General features: G+C 38.7%; 20 protein-coding genes. 16 read left to right on the forward strand and 4 right to left on the reverse strand.

Annotated features, from left to right (window positions below; translation table 11 throughout):
- Window positions 1-80: 80 nt before the first annotated feature.
- From J2S74_RS17540 to J2S74_RS17560, 5 genes are all read left to right on the forward strand, one after another.
- A complete protein-coding gene (locus tag J2S74_RS17540; protein ID WP_307327914.1) occupies window positions 81-1,394 on the forward strand; it encodes a phytoene desaturase family protein in 1,314 nt (437 codons plus the stop codon).
- Between the two features lie 132 nt (window positions 1,395-1,526).
- Entirely contained in the window at window positions 1,527-2,321 is a 795-nt protein-coding gene (locus J2S74_RS17545) for an ion transporter (RefSeq protein ID WP_307327917.1), read from the forward strand.
- 160 nt (window positions 2,322-2,481) lie between these two features.
- Window positions 2,482-2,775, forward strand: coding sequence for a MerR family transcriptional regulator (locus J2S74_RS17550; RefSeq protein WP_307327920.1), 294 nt, complete (start codon window positions 2,482-2,484; stop codon window positions 2,773-2,775).
- 110 nt (window positions 2,776-2,885) lie between these two features.
- Window positions 2,886-3,737, forward strand: coding sequence for a divergent polysaccharide deacetylase family protein (locus tag J2S74_RS17555; protein WP_307327922.1), 852 nt, complete (start codon window positions 2,886-2,888; stop codon window positions 3,735-3,737).
- Entirely contained in the window at window positions 3,730-4,278 is a 549-nt protein-coding gene (locus tag J2S74_RS17560; protein ID WP_307327926.1) for a GNAT family N-acetyltransferase, read from the forward strand. Before J2S74_RS17555 ends, J2S74_RS17560 begins: the two co-directional genes overlap by 8 nt.
- A 267-nt stretch (window positions 4,279-4,545) precedes the next feature.
- Here J2S74_RS17560 and J2S74_RS17565 read toward each other — a convergent pair whose 3' ends face one another.
- The gene (locus tag J2S74_RS17565; RefSeq protein ID WP_307327928.1) at window positions 4,546-4,782 is read right to left on the reverse strand and encodes a hypothetical protein; all 237 of its coding nucleotides are present in this window, start codon (window positions 4,780-4,782) and stop codon (window positions 4,546-4,548) included.
- 219 nt (window positions 4,783-5,001) lie between these two features.
- Here J2S74_RS17565 and cbpB point away from each other — a divergent pair, with 219 nt between their 5' ends.
- The 3 genes from cbpB to J2S74_RS17580 all read left to right on the forward strand — a co-directional run bounded on the left by cbpB (window position 5,002) and on the right by J2S74_RS17580 (window position 7,954).
- Entirely contained in the window at window positions 5,002-5,451 is a 450-nt protein-coding gene (gene cbpB / locus J2S74_RS17570) for a cyclic-di-AMP-binding protein CbpB (RefSeq protein ID WP_307327930.1), read from the forward strand.
- Between the two features lie 156 nt (window positions 5,452-5,607).
- On the forward strand, window positions 5,608-6,624 hold the full coding sequence (gene namA / locus J2S74_RS17575; protein WP_307328187.1) for an NADPH dehydrogenase NamA: 1,017 nt from the start codon (window positions 5,608-5,610) through the stop codon (window positions 6,622-6,624).
- Window positions 6,625-6,700: 76 nt separating this feature from the next.
- On the forward strand, window positions 6,701-7,954 hold the full coding sequence (locus tag J2S74_RS17580; protein WP_307327933.1) for a DUF4236 domain-containing protein: 1,254 nt from the start codon (window positions 6,701-6,703) through the stop codon (window positions 7,952-7,954).
- A gap of 160 nt (window positions 7,955-8,114) precedes the next feature.
- Here the strand turns inward: J2S74_RS17580 and rodA are convergent, their stop codons facing one another.
- Together rodA and wrbA are read right to left on the reverse strand one after the other, a co-directional pair.
- Entirely contained in the window at window positions 8,115-9,308 is a 1,194-nt protein-coding gene (rodA, locus tag J2S74_RS17585) for a rod shape-determining protein RodA (RefSeq protein ID WP_307327936.1), read from the reverse strand.
- Between the two features lie 389 nt (window positions 9,309-9,697).
- On the reverse strand, window positions 9,698-10,309 hold the full coding sequence (gene wrbA / locus J2S74_RS17590) for an NAD(P)H:quinone oxidoreductase (protein ID WP_307327938.1): 612 nt from the start codon (window positions 10,307-10,309) through the stop codon (window positions 9,698-9,700).
- 375 nt (window positions 10,310-10,684) lie between these two features.
- Between wrbA and J2S74_RS17595 the strand changes: the two genes are divergently transcribed.
- The 8 genes from J2S74_RS17595 (at window position 10,685) to J2S74_RS17630 (ending at window position 19,744) form a co-directional block, all read left to right on the forward strand.
- Complete coding sequence (locus J2S74_RS17595) at window positions 10,685-12,202, forward strand: NarK family nitrate/nitrite MFS transporter (RefSeq protein WP_307327941.1); 1,518 nt, start codon at window positions 10,685-10,687, stop codon at window positions 12,200-12,202.
- 47 nt (window positions 12,203-12,249) lie between these two features.
- Window positions 12,250-14,682 carry a nitrite reductase large subunit NirB gene (gene nirB, locus J2S74_RS17600; RefSeq protein ID WP_307327944.1) on the forward strand — a complete coding sequence of 811 codons (2,433 nt, stop codon included), beginning with the start codon at window positions 12,250-12,252 and terminating at the stop codon, window positions 14,680-14,682.
- Window positions 14,683-14,699: 17 nt separating this feature from the next.
- The gene (gene nirD, locus J2S74_RS17605) at window positions 14,700-15,023 is read left to right on the forward strand and encodes a nitrite reductase small subunit NirD (RefSeq protein ID WP_307327946.1); all 324 of its coding nucleotides are present in this window, start codon (window positions 14,700-14,702) and stop codon (window positions 15,021-15,023) included.
- A 34-nt stretch (window positions 15,024-15,057) separates the two neighbouring features.
- A complete protein-coding gene (gene nasC / locus J2S74_RS17610; protein WP_442345769.1) occupies window positions 15,058-17,238 on the forward strand; it encodes an assimilatory nitrate reductase catalytic subunit NasC in 2,181 nt (726 codons plus the stop codon).
- A complete protein-coding gene (locus J2S74_RS17615) occupies window positions 17,222-18,307 on the forward strand; it encodes an anthranilate phosphoribosyltransferase (RefSeq protein WP_307327949.1) in 1,086 nt (361 codons plus the stop codon). Before nasC ends, J2S74_RS17615 begins: the two co-directional genes overlap by 17 nt.
- A gap of 49 nt (window positions 18,308-18,356) precedes the next feature.
- The gene (gene cobA, locus J2S74_RS17620; RefSeq protein ID WP_307327952.1) at window positions 18,357-19,139 is read left to right on the forward strand and encodes a uroporphyrinogen-III C-methyltransferase; all 783 of its coding nucleotides are present in this window, start codon (window positions 18,357-18,359) and stop codon (window positions 19,137-19,139) included.
- A gap of 20 nt (window positions 19,140-19,159) precedes the next feature.
- Window positions 19,160-19,360: a hypothetical protein gene (locus J2S74_RS17625; protein ID WP_307327955.1), complete on the forward strand. Its 201-nt coding sequence runs from the start codon at window positions 19,160-19,162 to the stop codon at window positions 19,358-19,360.
- A gap of 111 nt (window positions 19,361-19,471) precedes the next feature.
- Entirely contained in the window at window positions 19,472-19,744 is a 273-nt protein-coding gene (locus tag J2S74_RS17630; RefSeq protein ID WP_307327957.1) for a CbiX/SirB N-terminal domain-containing protein, read from the forward strand.
- 483 nt (window positions 19,745-20,227) lie between these two features.
- Here the strand turns inward: J2S74_RS17630 and J2S74_RS17635 are convergent, their stop codons facing one another.
- Window positions 20,228-22,690, reverse strand: a complete 2,463-nt coding sequence (locus J2S74_RS17635) for a heavy metal translocating P-type ATPase (RefSeq protein WP_307327959.1) — start codon at window positions 22,688-22,690, stop codon at window positions 20,228-20,230.
- Between the last annotated feature and the right edge of the window lie 24 nt (window positions 22,691-22,714).

The following is a 22,714-nucleotide window of genomic DNA, read 5'->3' on the forward strand; positions in this document are numbered from 1 at the left end:
CAACATTTTCATAGTGTTTTCAGCAAAAAGATTAAAGTAATTATAGGTATATTCCTTTCTGTCCAATAGGAGGTATAAATATGAAAAAAAGCCAATACGACGTCGTAATCGTCGGTGGTGGCTTGGCCGGATTATCCGCTGCCGCTAAACTTTCCCACCATGGGAAAAAGGTAGCGGTCATTGAAAGAGGTAAGCTCGGTGGTCGAGCGATGACTATCAAAATGAAGGGGTTCCAGTTTAATTTTGGTGCCCATGCTATATATGGAAGAGACCAATCTTTCCTAACAACAATAGAAAAAGAACTGGGATTGAGGCTTTATTGGTCTGACTTTACACAAATGAAAGCAAAGTACGATTTAGGTGAAGAGGTCTCTGTTGTACCTTCTAATATTGGTGGATTAATCCAAACAAAATTACTTAAGGGAATGGATAAATTTCGTTTTGCTTATCATATTATGTTTACGATGCTTGGGTTTGAAAAGGGTGACCCTGATATTTCCATTCACGACTGGTTAGAAAACAAGAAGGTTAGTCCTGCTGTTAAGGAGATGATGTTAAACCTCGCATCCTCCAACTTTTTTACAGGAGAACCGGAACGAATCCCGTCTGATGTCTTTTTTGGATACTATCGCCGACTTTTTAAAACAAACATTCCCGTAAGTTACATCCAGGGTGGCTGGGCTAAGTTAATTAATGAATTTATTAGAATTATTGAAAAGAACGGTGGAGAAATCATTACAAAGACAAAGGCTAACGGAATTAAGGTGGAGCAAAAGAAGGTTACGGAAGTTCATACAAATAAAGTCACCTATACGGCAAAAGACTTTATTTTTGCCATTCCACCAGAGGAACTACGTGAATTATTTCAAGGTTCACCAATTGAATCTGAGTTAGAAAGATATAAAAATTTTGAACCGACCTATGTTATGTTTTACGATATTGGCCTGAAAAAGCGTATTGACTCATCTTATACCTATATTTTTGATAGGGACCGGCAAATATTTATTACAGATATTTCTTATTATGATATGGAAGCAGCCCCTCCTGGAGGTCAATTGCTGCAAGCTGTTGCTTACTTAAAAAAGAACGAAGTAAATGATCCGAATGCCCATGAAAAAATTAAGCAACGGATTGAAGCCTTTTATGATAAACATTACGATGGCTGGAGAAAAGAACTAGTTGTTCCCCGTGTATCAAAGGTTGCAGTGGTTCAGGCCATCAAGTGGACAATGAACCAAAGAGGATTACCAACACATTTTTCTAATTTAACTAATTCCTACTTTGCTGGGGACTGGTGCCAAGGGGCTGGCCAACTTTCGGAGCTTTCCTTTTCCAGTGCTTACGACGTTTGTCAACGGATCATAAAAGAACAAGCTGCACAAAACAGCGCCTAACGATAAGAATATTTAAAACCCTCTTTCAAGATTCTGGTAAATCTAGACAGAGGGTTTTTGTTTATTCTTCCTTCTCTTTTTAGTAGAATTATAGAAGACTGTAAGCATGGAGACTGTTGGAGGCATCGGATAATGAAAAACTGGAAGAAAAATATACGCAAAATTGTCGAACACCGTTATTTCTCAAGAATTATTATTAGTTTAATTTTATTTAACGCAATTGTTGTGGGAATAGAAACTTACCCAAATATTTACTACGAAAACAAAAATCTTTTTTTTAAAATAGATGCAGCCCTACTTTGGATTTTTACTGTAGAAATCGTGTTTCGTATCATTGCTGCTCCAAGTTTAAAGGATTTTTTTAAAAGTGGTTGGAATTGGTTTGATGTGATTATTGTTTCTGCCGGTCATATTTTCATGGGAGCCCACTTCATAACAGTACTACGTATCTTGCGTGTACTTCGCGTGTTCAGAGCTATCTCTGTTATTCCTTCTCTCCGTCGATTGGTGGACGCTCTAGTAATGACGATCCCTTCATTAGGAAATATTTTACTGTTAATGAGTATTATCTTTTATATATTTGCTGTAACAGGTACAATGCTATTTAGAGAGACAGCACCGGAATATTTTGGCTCCTTACAACTTTCTTTATTAACACTTTTTCAGGTAGTAACGTTAGAATCCTGGGCTAGTGAAGTAATGCGCCCTATTTTTGAACAACTGCCATGGGCGTGGGTATATTTTGTCGCCTTCGTACTTGTTGGTACCTTTGTCATTTTCAACTTGTTTATTGGGGTTATCGTCAATAATGTGGATAAAGCCGATGCCACAGAGGAGGAGATTAAAGATACCCATAAAGAGGTTGTAGAACTGCGAGAAGAAGTTCGGGAATTAAAAGCACTTTTAGAAAAACAACTTAAGGAATAGTGGTTATTTTTTGATCGTCTGATTACTTATATCAGACGATTTTTTACAACAAAAAATAGTTTTGTTAGATTTCCTTACAATATCTCCATAAAAGTTTAACGTGCATGTTATAGTATCCATAGATAAAAAAACAATTACTTATAGAAGGAAGGGATTTCCTTTGTCTTATAAAGAAAAAAAAGTAATTAGTATAGGAGTTATAAGTGAATTAACAGGTTTATCTGAACGGCAAATCCGATACTATGAAGAGAGAAAATTGATTTTTCCAGAAAGAAGCAAAGGTGGTACACGTAAGTATTCTTTTCATGATGTAGAAAAACTTGTCGACATCGCAAACAAAATTGAAGATGGGATGCAAACATTTGAGATTCGTCGTGAAGAAATGAAAAAAGCTGATATTCGAAACAAAATGCTCCGTGGTCAATTAAACGCAGCCTTTAAAATGAGGAAGTAAAAAAATTCACCATTCGTTATAATGGTGTTTTTTTTATTTTCACTTATTTACTTTTTATTTAGAGGCATAATAGGAGCAACTAAACTTGATCAGTTGGAGGTGCTATCCTTATGTCTCTTTTTAAAAGAATTTCACTTTGTATCCTTCCCCTTTTATTCATTAACATTTTATTTTTAACTGTGCTAATCCCTTCTTCCATTATCGCTAATGCGAATGAAAGGGAACCATCAAAAGCTGCCATTGTGATCGATGATTTCGGCGGTTATACAGGGGGAGTGGAGAAATTTCTTCATTCAAATATTCCTATAACCGTAGCAATTATGCCCTTCCTAGAGGGGTCAACAGAGCAAGCAAAGCTTGCCCACGAATTAGGATTTGAAATAATTATCCACATGCCCTTAGAACCAAAGAAAGGGAAAAGATCTTGGTTAGGTCCTTTACCTATTACTTCAGACCTTGACACAGAGGAAGTAAAACGAAGAGTGCGGAAAGCCATTGAGGATGTCCCCCATGCTCGTGGGTTAAATAATCATATGGGTTCGAAAATTGTAGGTAATGAGCGAATTGTTCGAGCAATTTTAGAAGTTGCTAAAGAACACAATTTGTACATTATCGACAGTGCCACAAGCGGTGACTCCGTTGTAGGTAAGATTGCAGAAGAATTAGATATTCCCTTTGCAGTCAGGGATACTTTTTTAGACGATAGTTACTCTTCCCGTGATCATGTATATAAGCAAATGCTTGCCCTCTGTGATCTAGCTAAGGAACGGGGACAAGCTATTGCCATTGGCCATGTGGGAGTAAAAGGAATGGATACCTTTAACGGTATCAATGATGCACTGCCACATTTTGAAAAAAATAATGTACTGATTGTTCCAGCTTCCCACTTAATCAAAACAAAAATAGAAGAGAACCCAGATTCCTTTTGGCAAAATAAAGAAGGAGACTATTTAGATGATTAAAACAGAACAAGGCAAGCTGATTATGGAAGTGGATGCTAAAGATGGTACAAAGGTAACTCTTCGTCCTGCAGAAAAGGATGATGCTTTTGACATCATTACAAATGTAGAAGATATTATTCAAGAAGGAAAATACATTCAAAAGGAAAAGGTCAGAACGATTGAAGAGGAGCAATCCTTTATTCAAGAGATGATTGAACAGGATAATATGTATACAGCTGTTGTTATTGATAATCAGGTTATGGGGATTGCCCGTTTAGTAAGGGGAGAATTAAAAATGAAACGCCACACAGCCCTTTTCCGAACATGGCTCGGTAAGGAAGCCCAAGGGAAAGGTCTTGGAAATAGCATCATGGACTATACACTACAGTGGGGCAAGATTCATCGTTTGCATAAGATTTGTTTAACAGTTTTTGAATCCAATAAGGTTGCCAAACGATTGTACGAAAAATTCGGGTTTGTTACAGAGGGTATTCAGAAGGAGCAAGTCTATATTGATGGAGAGTTTGATAACGAAATATTCATGGCCTATTTTTATAATTAGGTCATAATTGAAAAGGCTGTTTTAAAACCCACACTGTTAAGGAGCAGCCTCTATTTACTTTGTGCCACCCTGAAAATACAAATACTGTGTTGGTATTCGCTGCAGCCCACTCCCTTTCCGCGGGCGAACCGCAAGCCTCCTCGGGCTTACGCCCTGTGGGGTCTTGCCAGGCTCGTTCTTCCGCAGGAGTGTCGTGGACCTTCGCTCATTCCAATACAGACTAAAATTTTCATTTTCCATGGTGGGAATTATCATTTCCATGGAGGTCTACTTATGAAAGGGTAAGACTACAGCAGGTGGCTTTTCGATGTATTCTTCCACCGTACGGTACCCTTCCTCCTTTCTTTTCTCAAAGGTTGCTTTTGTTATGGGTCTTTTCCTTCCCCATTGTAAAGAATTAATATCATCCCATGAATTAAAGGTAATCATTTCTTGCTTAAAATAATAACAATTTCCAGACGAATATTTTTCACATATATATTTTACTGTTTGTTTGCTGTGCATCCTTTCTCACCTCACCACTAGTATGGGTGATCCATGAAAATGATAAACAGTGGACAAACACTGTTTATCATTTTCATACATACACAATATTGTAAGCGTTATCATTCCCATTGACATTTTTTCCACTTCCCACTACCATAGATAGTGGATGTATTTTCCTTTAAAATGTAAATCCATATGCTTACATTTTAAAATCTCACAAAGAAAGTGTGCATTTACATGCAAAAACTTGATTACCTTAATATTTTAGAATCACCTATTCAGTCCTTTTTGATCTCTGTAGAAAAAGTGGCCCATGTTCAACCAAATAATACATTAGAACACGCTCTGTTAATTTTAATAAAATCCGGTTACACTGCGATCCCAGTGCTAGACACAGATTTTAAATTACACGGACTAATAAGCAAGGCACAAATATTAGATTCTATTTTGGGACTTGAACGAATTGAGCCTGAAAGACTTCAGACCACAACTGTTTCCGAAGTGATGACGACTTCACTAGCCCGTATGAAAAACGATGAACGTTTTGAACGTGCTCTATCTTACTCTATTAACCATCCATTTATTTGTGTGGAAAATGAATACGGTGAATTTTTAGGAATAATTACCCGCAGTAAATTACTAGCTCATGTCAATGGATATTTACACGCAAATAAGAAGACAAAATAAAGGAATCCGTAACGGATTCCTTTATTTCTTTTTTAATGTCAATAAATGAACGTGCTAACCTCTGACATTGATTTCAATTTATGATAAATTTAAAATAGCTGTGTTTACATATATTAATTTATACATAATGAAACTAAATGAGGAGTGAAGGTAATGATGAACTCAAAGCTATTTTCCCCCTATACAATTAAAGACGTAACATTAAAAAATCGAATTGTCATGTCCCCTATGTGTATGTATTCCTCCCATACGGAAGATGGAAAAGTATGCGACTGGCACCTAACTCATTACATAAGTCGGGCTGTTGGACAAGTTGGGTTAATAATGATTGAAGCCACAGCCGTAACTAGACAAGGACAAATCTCCCCACAGGATTTAGGGATTTGGGAGGATGAACATATTGATGGTTTAAAACAGCTAGTTGACGGAATGAAGATGTATGGCTCGAAGACTGCAATCCAGTTAGCACATGCAGGTAGAAAATCTACTCACGAAGGGGAGATCATTGCCCCAAGTGCTGTTCCATTTAATGAAAGTAGCAAAGTACCTAAAGAAATGTCTCTAGGGGATATCTCAGATACAATTGAAGCCTTTAAAAGGGGGGCACGTCGATCAAAAGAAGCAGGATTTGATATCATCGAAATTCATGGGGCCCATGGTTATTTAATTAATGAATTTCTCTCCCCCCTTTCTAATAAGCGGGAAGATCAATATGGCGGTTCAAGAGAAAATCGCTTTCGCTTCTTAGGAGAGATAATCGACAATGTGAAGACGGTGTGGGACGGTCCGCTTTTTGTTCGCATCTCAGCAGATGAATATCATGAAGAGGGTAATAATATGGATGATTTTATATACTACTCCAAGGAAATGAAAAAACTTGGGGTTGATTTAATTGACTGTAGCAGTGGCGGTGTTATTCCAGTGGGAATTAACCCCTATCCTGGATATCAGGTTAAATATGCAGAAACATTACGTAAAGAAGCTGAAATTGCTACTGGTGCTGTAGGGTTAATAACAACTGGTGTACAAGCAGAGGAAATATTACAAAATGAACGGGCAGACCTTATTTTTGTAGCCCGCGAATTACTCAGAGACCCTTATTGGCCCCGTACAGCAGCAAAAGAATTGAATGTAAACATAGAAGGAGCAAAACAATATAACGCAGCATGGTAAGTAAGAAAAAAGCATAAGCACCGTATATTAATATGAAACTCCAATCTACTTCCCCTAAGTGAAAGGAGACTTAAAAATGAGCTTTCGTTTTCAGAAACGAGTCCGTGTGGCACCTGGTGTTCGTATTAATTTTAGTAAACGGGGAATAAGCGCCTCTGCTGGTCCTAGAGGCGCCTCTGTTACAGTAGGACGCCGTGGAATTCATGGGAATGCAGGAATACCTGGAACTGGTCTATCTTACCGTACGCGATTGGATAAACCTACCGGAAGAAGTAGAAAATCAACTACTTCCACTATATCATCCGTACAACCTTCTGCTCCACATGAAGACGCAATTCAAGTTGATTGGAATGATGACGTACAGGACTTTACCTTTAGGACAAAGGACGGGAGACCATTAAATGATAATGAAGAAAAACAGGTTCGAAGGGCATATAAGACAGATTTAAAGAGGATGTATGAAGATAAAGCGAAGGAAATAAATGAGCAAACAGAGCGACTTCTAGAAATGCACCATCAGCTGTTTCAGCCCGAGGCTGATTTAATTGAGATTGCCAATGATTCCATTCAAGAAATTGATCCGCCTCCTAGTAAAGATTCTTTATTAAAGGAAGTTACAAAACAACAAAAGAAAAACCTGAATTTTTTTCAGCAGCTAACAATTTTTCTACCTCCCTATAAAAAAGAGTTTAACAAAAAGGTTTTGAAAGAAACAGAGAAAAAGCTGGAGGCGCTCCAAAGGAACTATCAGGAAGAGAAAAAGGAACTGGATGATGAGTTAGCCCACCGAAAAGGGCTAGCTACTATGGCCGCCTCGGGGAATACAGAGGCTATGGAGGAATGGGTGAGTTTATTTCTCGATGAATTAGATTTCCCTTTGGAAACGGATGTGGATTTTCAAGTTTATTCATCAGAGAAAGTTTATGTTGATATTGATCTACCAACTATTGATGAAGTCCCTATCAAAAAGGCATCTATTTTAAAAACAGGCAGACTTAAGATTGCAGATAAAACACAGCGACAGCATCGTGAGGAGTATGCCTTACTTGTAGGAGGTACAGCCTTTTATTTGGCTAGCTTTTTCTTCCGATATTTACCCACAGTAAAGGTAGTCTACGTTTCTGGTTATAACCAAATATTAGATAACTCCACAGGCCACGATGTAGACCAGTATATTTACAGTCTAGAAATAGACAAAAATAAGCTTTATTCCCTTAACATGAAAAACGTGCATCCAATTAAAGCCTTTGAACATTTTGAGCCGAGAGTAAATACCACTAAAACATTTATCTTTAAGGAAATTAAACCTTACTCACCGGATTTTAATTAAAAAGTAAAGGTGACAACCTAAATAAATGCGTTCATTAATCCGTTCTATGAACGCATTTTTACTTTCAACAACTAGTTCCCGTTTATTGAACCATACCTATAACGGTTAGAAGTCAGAAAAATTTTAATTAAGGTAAAAAATCTCCATATAGGAGATTTTCTTAAGCGATGTATTCTTCTTCACCGAACATATAGTGTTTCGTTCTAATGTTAACATTCAGTATTATTCCAATCACAATCATATTCGTTAGCAGCGCACTTCCTCCGTAGCTGATAAATGGAAGTGCCAGACCGGTGATGGGCATTAAGCCAATTGTCATGCCGATATTTTGAAAGATTTGAAACATAAATAAACCGATTGCCCCTGCAACTAAGTAACTACCAAATACGTTTTTACAATTTAATGCAATAATAATTAACCTATATAAGAGAAGAAAATAGATGATAATTAGGGTGGTTGCTCCCATAAACCCGAACTCTTCTCCAATAACAGCAAAGATGAAATCTGTATGAAGTTCGGGGATATTGCCCGATTGTGATTGAATCCCTTGTGTCAGACCACTGCCAAATAACTGCCCCACCCCAATTGCTTGGATAGCTTGGTGAAGCTGATACCCCACATCACTAATATCTTCTGTTGGATTTAACCAAGCATAAATCCGATCTAATTGGTGCGGCTTAATAATTTTTGCAAAAAGTTCAAAAAAGTTATTATGGAGCCATACTAAAAAGCTTACCGACATGATAACAAGCGTGATAAGTAACCCTATCATTCGATACGTAATACCAGACATTATGATCATACTAAACATGATAGAGACAATAACAAGTGCTGTACCTAAATCTGGCTGTATCAGAATAAATGCAAAAGGCGGGAACCCTAATAAAAGAATTTTTCCCACAACAATACAATCATTTTTAAAGGATTTTACTCTACCTTTCATTGAAATGGAGTAAAGAAGATGGGCAAGAGCAATTAATACAAATACTTTTACGAATTCTGAAGGTTGAAACTGAAAAACACCCTCTACACCTAACCACCTTTGTGCTCCTTTGGCTTCTATCCCTATGAAATGCACTAACAATAATAGAATCATACCTAATACATAAAGGGGTATCGAGAGCTTCTTTAAAACCTCATAATCGACACTCATTGCCCCAATCATTAAAATAGTGCCGATAGCAAACCAAATAACTTGCCTTTGAACAAAATAAAAGGAATCCATCCAAGGTCTGCTATTAGTATAGGGTAAACTTGCACTGTAAACGGCTAATAAACTGATGCACATCAATAGGAATAAAAGAAACAACAATGTAACGTCCAATTGTTCTAATCCGCTTTTGCGCTCCTTCAAGAATCTCACCTTCTAATTTTTTAATTAGCTACCCTGCAAATAATTCTGGGTAGCCTTTTAATTAGACGAGGCACCAGTATAAATTGTTTTCACCTACTTTAGCTCCCCTCTTCTATATTAGCATTATTTTCCTGTATTTAAATTAATTTTTATTTTCACTTTTAGTCTGATATTCCTCTGACATTACTTAGCTACAATGAAGAAAAAAATAAGCAGGTAATTTAATATGAGTGAAGTCCTCGAGAAACAATAAAAAAAGGTAATACGGTATGATTTAATAACCGTATTACCTACTAGTTACATGAAGACCATGTTGTTTTGAGGAGAGTATCATGTGGGTTGGATACGCTACAGGCGTAATGTCACCGCCTTTCGCTGGTCCAAGCTTTTTATTTTATCCCCTTTTGAATCCAGCTAGCAACTTCAATTGTACGCTTTGCTTGAAACTTTACTGCCTGTTCCACATCTTCCTTCATATTCCCATCCTGATCAACTGTCACACTTACACCATAAGGATTTCCCCCCGCTTCAAATAAAAGTGGATCCGAATACCCAGGTGCAGCAACAATTGCCCCCCAATGATACATGGTTGTATAGATGGAAAGAATCGTCGCTTCTTGCCCACCATGTAAATTGGAGGCAGAAGACATTGCACTGACAGCTTTATTTACTAATTTTCCGTTAAACCATAAGCCGCCAGTTTGATCTAAAAATTGCTTCATTTGTGCTGGCATGTTTCCAAATCTCGTTGGAACACTAAAGATAATGGCATCTGCCCACTCCAGATCTTCTAAAGAAACAGTAGGAACATCCTTTGTGTCTTCTATATGTGCTTTCCAAGCGGGATTTTGATTTATCGCTTCTTGAGGTGCAAGTTCAGGTACCTTAAATATTTTTGATTGAGCCCCTACTTCTTGTCCTCCCTCCTTCGCCCATTGGGCTAACTGATAGTTTGTACCGGTTGAACTGTAATAGATAATTGCTAAATTAATATTCGACATATTGCTTGTCTCCTTTGTTATAGTTTGTCTTAATATCTATACATCATTATTAACAAAGGTTATTGTTTCCAATTTGCATGATCTTATCCTAAGTATTTATTTCCTTATTTTTTAAATTAGTAACAAAAAAATAATAATTTTTTTGCGTATTTTTTATAGCGCTTACATGCTTTCTATTACAGATTTTTTTCACATTCCGCTCCTCTTCACTAAACTATACGAGTGTAAGGTAATCTATCAAGAATCCTTTTTTCTCCCTTATATTATGCAATAATTTCTACTAACTTCAATTTTTGCGGTGTTCATTATCTGAAAATATAAAATATCCGAAATATTACATCTAACCCGTATGAATTTTAAGGAGGTAACGAGCAAATGAAAGTAATGGACATTTTTAAGTTTAAGAATGAACGAATGAAGGTGTTGCACTTAACTTGGATCGCTTTTTTTGTATCTTTTTTTACTTGGTTCAATATGGCACCTTTAGCTACCACGATGCTTGAATCTAGTAATTGGTTAACGAATGATCACATAGCAGCTTTAGCTATTATTAACGTTGCATTAACCATACCTGCAAGAATCGTTATTGGGATGTTAATTGATCGATTTGGTCCAAGGGTCGTATATTCAGGTCTTTTAGTTACTATGTCTATTCCAACGTTTATGTTTGCCTTTGGGGATACTTGGACTCAACTGATGATTTCAAGGCTACTCTTAAGTAGTATTGGCGCTAGTTTCGTAATTGGTATCAGAATGGTTTCTGAATGGTTTCCCCCAAAGGATATTGGATTCGCAGAAGGTCTTTACGGTGGATGGGGTAATTTTGGTTCCGCAGCAGGAGCAATGTTATTACCTTGGTTCGCATTAACGATGTTTGGTGGGGACAATGGTTGGAGGTACGCCGTTGCCCTTACTGGAGTTATCTGTCTTATTTACGGTGTAATTTACTACTTTGCCGTAAGGGATACTCCAAAGGGAAAAGAGTTTGTAGTTCCTAAAAGAAGCGGTGCCATGGAAGTTAGCAGCTGGAAGGATTTAATCCAATTAATTATCTGGACACTTCCTCTCGGTGGAGCGTTAGGTGTGTTAGCATGGCGATTGGAAGGAATGGGCTTTATTTCTTCCATAACCCTTTATCTTATCTACTTTAGCATTGCCATCGTTATGGTTTATCAAATCTATAAAATATTACAGGTTAACGTTCCAATCTTACGTAAAGGTGTACCTAAAGATGATCAATACAAGTTTAAAAATGTGGCTGCATTAAATAGCACTTACTTTGCTAATTTCGGTGCAGAACTTGCCATCATTTCTATGCTGCCCATGTTCTTTCAGCTTACCTTTTCCTTGAGTGCCGCTTCTGCCGGGATGATTGCAGCTTCCTTTGCCTTTATTAATTTAGTTGCAAGGCCCCTAGGTGGTATTTTGTCAGATCGAATGGGCAATAGAAAAAATGTCATGCTTGTTTATATGGTTGGGATTACGTTAGGGATGATTGGAATGGGGTTTATTGATTCCGGTTGGCCGCTCATTTTAGCCGTAGCCCTTACTATTTTAACTTCTATTTTTGTTCAAGGTTCTGAGGGGGCTACATTTGCTATCATCCCAATGATTAAAAAGCGAATCACCGGTCAAGTTGCTGGAATGGCAGGTGCCTATGGAAATGTTGGATCCACTATTTACTTAACCTTATATACTTTTGTTACTCCTCAGCAGTTTTTCTTTATTTTAGCTGGGGGAGCCTTTATTAGCTTTGTAATATGCTTCTTTTGGTTAGAAGAACCGGAGAATTCCTTTGCAGCGGATTATTACGAATCCTCTGTTGATAGAGCAAATGCTCTGGACTCACAAGAAATTGAACTACCTGTAAAAAAGGTTGCCGTAAACAAATAATTTTCCAAGATTGTTTACGTACCAATAACTTAACTGGAGGGCTACTTATGACAAAAAGAAAATTAGTGCTAGTAGGTAATGGAATGGCAGGTGTAAGATGCCTCGAAGAAATACTAAAGATGGATACGGAACGGTTTGAAATTACCGTTTTCGGATCAGAACCTCACCCTAACTACAACAGAATAATGCTGTCTTCCGTATTACAAGGTGATACCACTGTTGATGACATTGTCCTTAACAGCTACGACTGGTATGAGAAGAATAATATTCAGCTTTTTACAGGGGAAACGGTGAAAAAAATTGACAAAGAAAAGAAACTTATTTTTACAAATAAAGATCGTACAGTTCCTTATGATGACTTAATAATCGCCACAGGATCCCACCCTTTTATGCTCCCAATACCTGGAGCTGAAAAGGAAGGTGTTATCGCCTTTCGAAATATTGAAGACTGTGAATCTATGATTAATGCTTCAAATAACTATAAACGGGCAGTTGTCATTGGTGGAGGTTTATTAGGTTTAGAAGCAGCAAGAGGATTACTTAACCTAGGTATGGAGGTAGACGTCGTTCATATTATCGATCATTTAATGGAAAGACAACTAGATCCAACTGCTTCCACCATGCTAAAGGAAGAACTGGAAAAGCAAGGAATGAACTTCTTAATGAGTCACCAAACGGAAGCAATCCTTGGAAAAAAACGGGTGGAAAAAGTCTTATTTAAAGGCGGGAAGGTAGTAAAGGCAGATTTGGTAGTTATGGCTGTTGGTATTAAACCAAATGTGGATGTGGCCAAGGCAAGTGGTATTGAGACGAATCGGGGTATCGTTGTTGATGATTATATGCAAACGAGTGATCCTAATATTTATGCCCTCGGAGAATGTGCCGAGCATCGAGAAATGGTATATGGTCTTGTTGCCCCCCTTTACGAACAAGGGAAAGTATTAGCCAAAAAACTATGTAAACAAGATGCCGAAGAAGGATATCAAGGTTCTATACTATCTACTAAATTAAAGGTTAGCGGTGTGGATGTATTTTCCGCTGGGGAATTTATGGATAACCCAAATAATAAAGCGATAAGGATCCAAGACGAATTTGAGGGAATTTACAAAAAAATTGTTGTCCGGGACAACCGAGTTATTGGAGCAGTGTTATTTGGAGATACAGCAGAAGGCTCTCGGTTACTAAGCATGATCAACAACGGAACGGATATTTCTGATTTAGGTAAAGTTAGTATCCTTCAATCTTCAACCGAAGGGTCTGCGAGTCTCGTTGCAAATATGGATGACAGTGAAACGATTTGTGGTTGTAACGGTGTCTCCAAAGGGGATATTGTTGCTGCCATTCAAAACGAAGGCTTGTGCTCTGTGGAGGAAGTAAAGAACTGTACCAATGCCTCTAGATCTTGCGGTACTTGTAAAGGGTTAGTCTCAGAATTATTAGAGCACACTCTAGGTGATGAATATCAAGGTGGAAATGAAAAGGAAACCATTTGTGCATGTACAGATTTATCCCATGAAGAAGTGGTTTCGGAAATTAGAGCAAAGGGATTAACCATGACCCGGGAAGTAATGAATGTATTGGGTTGGAAATCTGACGAGGGTTGCTCAAAATGCCGTCCTGCCATTAACTATTACCTTGGAATGATTCATCCATCCGATTACGAGGATGAGAGAGAATCAAGGTTTGTTAATGAAAGAATGCATGCGAATATTCAAAATAATGGGACCTATTCTGTTGTTCCTCGAATGTACGGTGGCGTTACGAATGCTAAAGACTTGCGAAAAATTGCTGACGTTGCAGATAAGTACAACGTACCTCTACTTAAAATTACAGGTGGTCAACGTATTGACCTATTAGGGATTAAAAAAGAAGATTTGCCAAATGTATGGAAAGACCTAGATATGCCATCTGGATATGCGTATGGCAAGGCCGTTCGGACGGTTAAAACATGTGTAGGAGAAAACTTCTGCCGCTTCGGTACACAAGATGCCATTGGAATGGGTATCGCCCTCGAGAAAAAATTTGAGCGGTTAAATACTCCACATAAAATAAAAATGGGTGTATCTGCTTGTCCAAGAAACTGTGCAGAATCAGGAATAAAAGACGTAGGTATTGTAGGCGTGGAAGGCTCTTGGGAAGTCTACGTTGGAGGTAACGGTGGAACGGAATTACGTAAAGCAGACCTCCTTTGCAAAGTAAAAACAATGGTTGAAGTCCTTGAAGTAACTGCCGCTTACCTACAATACTATCGTGAAAATGCCCGCTATTTAGAGCGTACATCCCACTGGATAGAGAGAGTTGGTTTAGATCATATCAAATCCGTTGTGGTAGATGATTTGGAAATGAAGCAAGCACTTGTAAACCGAATGGAGGTTGCCTTAGAGGCCTTACCGGAGGATCCATGGAAGGAAATAATTAAGAACGCTAAACAAAAGGATGAGTTATTCAACAAAAAAGATGTAACGGTTGTAACCCAATAGGAAAGGAGTATTAGAAGATGAGCAAAACATTAGATAGTAAACTAGTCCAGGTTGCCCATATAACTGATCTTCCCCCTCAAGTTGGTAAGGAAGTAATTATTGGAGAACACGAAATTGCCCTTTTTCGGCTAACAAACGGAAAAGTAAAGGCTGTAGAAAATAAATGCCCCCATAAGCAAGGGCCATTGTCACAAGGAATCATTAGTGGTGAATATGTTTTCTGTCCTCTACACGATTGGAAAATTGACCTTGAGAATGGTCAAGTACAAAAACCGGATGATGGCTGTGTTCGTACCTTTGATGTTGAAATTGTAGACGAGATGATTTATATACGAATCTAATTTTAATAGTACTACTACTAAAGGGTGAGATAAATTGAGTGATTTTCTAAAGCATTTTAGGTCAAAGCAGCTTGGAGAAGGCACAGAAAAGGTAATGAAAACACAGTGCCCGTATTGTAGTGTCCAATGCTCCATGGATTTATTAGAAGAAAAAATCGTAACAAGGAAACGGTTTAAAGCAAAACCAAATAAAAAGGACCCCACTTCTCAAGGGCTTATGTGTATCAAGGGTGCAAATGCTCACCAGCATGTGTTTCATGGTGAGCGTATTACTCACCCCCTCCTAAAAATAGATGGAGAGTTTGTTAGAATCCCTTGGGAACTGGCTTTAGAGTTTATTGCTCATCAATTTAAAACGCTACAGGAACAGTACGGTACGGATACAGTCGGTGTGTATGGTGGAGGCTCTTTAACGAATGAAGAGTCGTACTTGCTTGGGAAGTTTGCCCGTGTAGCCCTAAAAACAAAATATATTGATTACAATGGACGTTTTTGTATGAGTGCTGCTGCCACCGCAATGAATGCAGCATTCGGTATAGACCGAGGGCTGTCCAATAGTTTATCGGAAATTCCCGATTCCAAATGCATTATTTTGGTTGGAACGAATATTGCAGAATGCCAGCCAACGATCCTCCCTTATTTTAGGAAAGCTAAAAAAAATGGAGCATTTATCATTGTCATTGATCCACGAGAAACCGCCACATCGAAGTTGGCGGACTTACACCTCCAAGTAAAGCCAGGAATGGATGCTTATATTTCCAATGGTATGCTCAAGGTAATTATGGATGAAGGCTATTTAGATAAAGAATTTATTCAAAATCGAACCAATTACTTCGAAGAAATAAAGGAGCAAATAGACTCTATCGACCTTCTTGAAACGGCAAAGGAATCTGGGGTTTCCGTAGAGCAAATCGTAGAAGCAGCACGCCAGTATGGAAAAGCCGCTTCCGGATTTATATTTACAGCCCGTGGTGTGGAGCAACATGCACATGGGTATGAAAATGTTAGGCAATTTATCAATCTAGTTTTGGCAACTGGAAAAATCGGAAAATATGCTTCAGGATATGGGGCTATTACAGGCCAAGGAAATGGTCAAGGTGGCCGTGAACACGGTCAAAAGGCCGATCAATTACCTGGATATCGCTCCATTGAAAACGAAAAGGATCGTAGTTACATTGCCAAGGTTTGGGGAATGGAAGAATCAGAACTTCCTCGTAAAGGTGTTTCTGCGTATGAAATGATGGAAAAAATCGATGCTGGGGAAATAAGCTCCTTGTTCGTTATGGCTTCGAATCCTGTTGTTTCTAACCCTAACTCTATTTTTGTTGAGCGAGCATTACAGAAACTTCAGTTTTTAGTAGTTGCTGATATGTTCGTATCAGAGACTGCTAGGATGGCGGATTTAATCCTCCCCTCCTCTACCTATCTTGAGAACGAAGGAACAATGACAAACTTAGAAGGACGTGTCATTTTAAGAGAGGCAAAGAGAAAGCCTCCAAACGAGGTTAAACATGATTGGCAAATTCTATGTGAATTGGCCAATGCCCTAGGTTGTGATACTGGTTTTACTTACAAATCGGCTGAAGATATCTTCAATGAGTTACGTGTTGCAAGTAAAGGCGGAAGAGCCGACTATTCTGGTATTACCTATAATCGCCTAAGAGAAGAGGGCATATTTTGGCCTTGTCCAAAGGTAAGTCATCCTGGAACTTCACGTTTGTTTGATGATACCTTTGCCCATGAAGATGGTAAGGCTTTATTTTATCCACTTAAGAAACCATTATTAATGGAAATTGTTACGGATAAGTACCCTTTATATTTAACAACCGGGAGAATCATGGAGCATTATTTATCTGGTACACAAACCCGAAGAAGTCCAGATTTAATGAAACGGTACAGTGAGCCACTTTTAGAAATTCACCCAGAAACAGCTGCAAAATACGGTATAGAAGATAATACTTTATTGCAGCTTCAGTCAGAAAGGGGAAGCATGATTATTAGAAGTAAATATAGTGATAAAATCCGTCGAGACACTATATTTGCCCCCTTTCACTGGGGTGATTCCCAATCTATTAATCGAGTTACGGACCCTACACTAGACCCTTTCTGTAAAATGCCAGAATTTAAGGTATGCGCAGTAAACATTCTCCCCTTATTGGAAAAAAAGCTAGTGCACCAGGGGCAAGGAGGTATGGCATATGAAGCAATGGATTAAAGAAGTGGCGAAAGGGAAAAAGAGAGCAAGAGATTTATCCTATGATGAAGCGACCCTCGCGTGTAAGTCTATTATCGCTGGAGAAGCAACGGACGTTCAAGTTGCCTCCTTTTTAATAGCAGAACGACTTAAAACAGAATCTCCTGATGAGGTGGCGGCATTCGTCCATTCTTTTAGGGGATCAGCGAGGAAAATCACTTTGTCCAAAAAAGTTTCAAATAAATTAATTGATTTTTCTGGTCCATATGACGGAAGGAAAACCTTTGCTGCAACCATTCCTGTGTCTATATTACTCGCTGAAAGTGGTATACCTGTCTACCTCCATGGGAGTGACACACTGCCACCGAAATATGGATCATCCTTAAAGGAGATTATAGAGCAATTACAAATACCTGTTGATTTAACTGCGGAGCAGGTAGCCAGGTCCATTGAAGACAACAATATCGGATTTGCGTGGACAGAGTATCTCTGTCCCCCATTAGCTCTACTTCGCTCTATTCGTGAAGAAATGGAAGTACGAACCTTTATTAATATCGTTGAAAAGCTGTTAAACTTAGCTGATTCCTATGCAATAATGTTAGGTATTTTCCACAAAACCGTACTAGACACCAATGTAGCCAACTTACGAAGATTAAACTTTCAAAAGGCATACATCGTTCAAGGTGCAGAAGGTTCTGAAGATCTACCCATTCACAGGAAAAGCTTCATGTATGAAGTTACCCCAGATGAAGTAAGGCCCTTTGATTTAGACCCTGCACAGTATAGACTGCATTATCGCAAAGACCCTGCTAAAGAGATAATTAACATTCAGGAGCAAACTTATATTATTTCCGCAATATTACATGGCGAATCCTTTCCTGAATTAGATTACTATCGTAACCAAGTTATTTTCAATACGGCCGTCCGGTATTTCTTATATAGTAACGTCCCATCAATTGAGGATGGGGTTGCCCTTACTTTAGAACAGCTTAGAAGGGGTAAAGGAGCAGACCATCTGGAGAAATGGCGTACATCTATAAAGGGGTTAAAAAACTCATCATCAAGCAAATTAGCAGAGTCAGCCTATTAATAGTTTAGTTGCATATAGAAAGTTCGCCATTATAGAAAGGAGTTATACGATGAAGATAGGAAAAGTAATTCTAGTTGGAGCAGGTCCAGGAGACCCTGAATTAATAACGATTAAAGGGATGAAAGCCATTATGAAGGCCGATGTAATTGTATATGACCGCCTTGTAAGTAAAGAGTTGCTGGGCTATGCTGATCGGAATTCAAAGCTCATCTATTGTGGTAAATTACCGGATCGGCACATTATTCCACAGGAGAAGATTAATGAAATCTTAGTGGAGTATGCCCTTAAAGGTAAGATAGTTGTACGCCTTAAAGGCGGTGATCCTAGTATTTTTGGTAGGGTTGGTGAAGAAGCAGAATATTGTGTGGAATATGGTGTGCCATTTGAAATGGTACCTGGAATCACCTCTGGAATTGGTGCAGCAACCTATGCTGGTATTCCTTTAACTCATCGTGACTTCAGTTCTTCCTGTGCTTTTATTACTGGCCATAAACGAACAGACAAGATCAATAAGGGCATTGAATGGGAGAAACTTTCCACTTCTGTAGATACCCTCGTCTTTTATATGGGTGTAGGGAACTTAGGGATGATTCAAGAGAATCTCATCCGCCATGGTCGTTCTGTTCATACACCAGTAGCTCTAGTACGTTGGGGGACAATGGAAAAACAGGAGACACTGGTCGGAAATTTAGGTAATATCGTTCAAAAGGTAGCCGTAGCCCAATTTAAATCTCCAGCCATTATCATCGTTGGTGAAGTAGTTCGTTTACGGGAAAAGCTTGCATGGTATTCGGAAAAGGCATCTGAAGAGTGGAATCTTATGCAAGTATAATAAAGTGAAGGTGATGATATATGTTAAGCCAAACTTCTGAACAACAGATAACTACCATTCCATTCTTCGTATCGTCGGGTAGTACACATCTTGCGGATATCCGATTTGCTTTAGGGCTTTCAGAGGATTCTCTTTTAGATACAAAGCTGTCTCGAATCTTCCCTAAATCTCAAATCATCTGGGGAAAGGCAATGGACTCTCATCCATTTATTCTTGAATAAAACCGAATTAAAGCATTATCCCTAGTACCTGATGAGGAAGGACTTCTCCTTGTGGCACACGGTAGTGATAAACCAGACTATGAAGCAATTTAGCAAAACACGCTACAGGAAATGTGCGATTATTTTAAAAAGAGGTTTGAGTTTATAAAGGCTGACTACGGTACAATACTTCCTGATTCCATTTTGGATAAGGCGAATGTTGTTAGTGGGGAAGGCCTTAGAAAACTAATTGTTGTTCCCATATTCTTAAGCGAAGGCTATTATACTTCCAAGAAAATTCCTGCCAAGTTACAAGGAATGGATTATGTTTACGATGGAACTGCCTATCTTCCACACTCGCTCCTTTCCTTAAGGCTACAAAGTCAGATCAACCAATACGTATGAAAATCTTTATCGAATTATAAAATCCCTACCGCAAAAATACAAATCAGGTTGTCATTCGCTACGGTCCGCTCACTTTCCGTGGGTGACCTGCCAAGCCTCCTCGCGACTTCTGCTGTCTCTTCCTCTGCTCCTGCGATTACTCGTCGCAAAAATATTTGCTAGTATCGCTTCGTAGCAGCATCCGTCGAGACAACTTGCAGCGAATTCATGATGCTATGCTCGTCGCTGAGGGGTCTCGGCTAGGTCAATTATCCCACAGGAACAAGCGTTTACTTCAGAGAGGCATCACGCGTAATGCCACTTGAGTAAGCTACGAGTTGTCTCGACGGATCCGCTACGAAGCATAGACTTACAGAGGAAGAGACAGTCGGCTTCTCGTGGGCTTCCGCTCACACCAACTGCAATAAAAACTTATATTTTCATACTTCATGGTGCAAATTGTATTTGTATGGGGGGCTCCCCTCTAAAAAGAGGTTAGGCATTTTAATAAATAGATTTAAACTTTCTTAAGCGCAGTGTATTGAGAACAACAGATACAGAACTAAATGCCATTGCAGCACCTGCAAGCATTGGATTTAATAATAAACCAAACATTGGATAAAGCATCCCTGCAGCAACAGGAATTAACACAATATTATATCCAAATGCCCAACCGAGGTTCTGCCAAATCATCCTCATGGTTGACTTAGATAAACGTAATGCCGTTACAACACTCATAATATCCCCTCGCATAAGGGTAATATTTGCCGTTTCCATTGCTACATCTGTACCCGTACCAATAGCGATTCCCACATCTGCTTGGGCAAGGGCAGGAGCGTCATTAATTCCATCCCCTACCATTGCTACAACTTTATCTTCTCCTTGAAGCTTTTTCACTTCTTTTGCCTTATCTTCCGGTAACACCTCTGCAATAAAGCGATCAACTCCAGTTTCCTTGGCAATTGCCTCCGCGGTCTTGAAGTGGTCTCCAGTGATCATAACCACTTCAAGACCCATTTTCTTCATTTCTTTAATGGCACGGACAGAATCTTTTTTTAGTGTATCTGCAACTGCAACAATACCCGCACAAATACCATCTACAGCTACGTACATCGGTGTTTTCCCTTGGTTTGCTAATCCTTCTACTTTCGGTACTGCTTCGTTTAAATCAATGTTTCTTTCTTTCATTAACTTCATGTTTCCTATTAATATTACTTTATTATCTATAGAAGCTTCGATTCCATGACCTGTAATAGAACTGAAATTCTTTGGCTCAATTAATTGTAAACCTTTATCTTTAGCAGCATGGACAATGGCCTCCCCTAAAGGATGCTCCGAAGCCGTCTCCACCGACGCTGCAAATGTCAATACCTCCTCCTCAGACATAGAAGAGGTTAATACAATATCTGTTAATTTCGGTTTACCTTCCGTAATTGTTCCAGTTTTATCTAAAACAACCGTTGTAACTTTGTGAGCTTTTTCTAGGCTCGAGGCATCCTTAATTAAAACACCGTTTTCTGCCCCTTTTTCCGTCCCCACCATGATTGCTGTAGGTGTAGCCAAGCCTAAGGCACAAGGACAAGCTATAATGAGTACAGCAATAAAGGTTGTTAAGGCAAAAATAACAGTTGGTTCAGGACCAATAAAGTACCAAACGATAGCTGAAATGGTGGCGATCATTACGACAGTTGGAACAAAATAGGCTGAAATAACATCTACAATTCGTTGAATTGGCGCCTTAGAGCCTTGGGCTTCATTTACAAGTCGAATAATTTGCGCTAGCGCAGTTTCCTTTCCAACTTTCGTAGCTCGGAAAGTAAAGCTTCCTGACTTATTGATAGTTGCACCGATAACCTCATCGTCTATTCCCTTTTCAACTGGAATAGATTCACCTGTAAGCATGGATTCGTCTACGGATGATTTTCCTTTCACTACCACACCATCTACAGGTATTCTTTCACCAGGGCGAACGATGATCTCATCTCCTACCATCACTTTTTTCATAGGGATATCTAATTCTTCTCCATTTCTTATAACTCGCGCTGTTTTCGCCTGTAAACTCATTAGTTTTTTAATAGCATTAGAAGATTTCCCCTTTGCCTTCGCCTCAAAATATCGACCTAAAAGAATCAACGTTGTAATTACAGTTGTAACATCGTAATATAACTGGTTAGGGAAACCCATGGCAGTCAATGATTCAGGGAAAAGGGTTAAAGCACCACTATACACCCAAGCAGACGTCGTCCCCATCGCTACTAAAACATTCATATCTGCCGATTTATTTCTTAACACCTTAAAACTGTTTTTATAGAATCTCCAACCTGGAACTAGCTGTACATAACTTGTTAAAATTAATAGTAATAATGGATTAGATAAAAAATCTGGTACCCAAGTCCCCCATTCATGCATCATATGAGGGATGCTTCCGATTAAGACGATTGTTGTAACGATAGCCCCATAGGTAAAATCTCTCTTTAGCTTGGAAGTCTCCTTTTCCTGTTCATCCTCGTCATTCCCTTGAGTTTCTTCTAATAATGCAGTGTCGTATCCTAATTTAGTAACGTTATCTATGACTTTTTGTGGATCGAAGGATGGATCCGCAGTTTCTACTTGCGCTTGGTTAGATGCTAGATTTACTGTTGCACTTTCAACTCCATCTATTTTATGAATAACCTTTTCCACTCGGTTGACACAGGAAGCACACGTCATTCCCTTGACAGAAAAAAAGTATTTCGATGCTGGGCTTTCTCTTTTTAGTTTCGCTTCAAACCCAATTTTATTAATCTTTTCAATAATATCCTTATCCTTAACTAAAGATGGATCAAATTGCACTTGAGCTTGATTAGTTGCTAAATTTACACTAACAGAATAAATACCATCAAGCTTTTGAACTACTTTTTCTACTCTCCTTACACAAGAGGCACATGTCATGCCGTTTACCGAAAACACTTCCGTCCGCTTATCCATTTCCTGTTCCTCCTAAAATAAATA

Source organism: Evansella vedderi (assembly GCF_030813435.1).
Taxonomy (GTDB): domain Bacteria; phylum Bacillota; class Bacilli; order Bacillales; family Salisediminibacteriaceae; genus Evansella; species Evansella vedderi.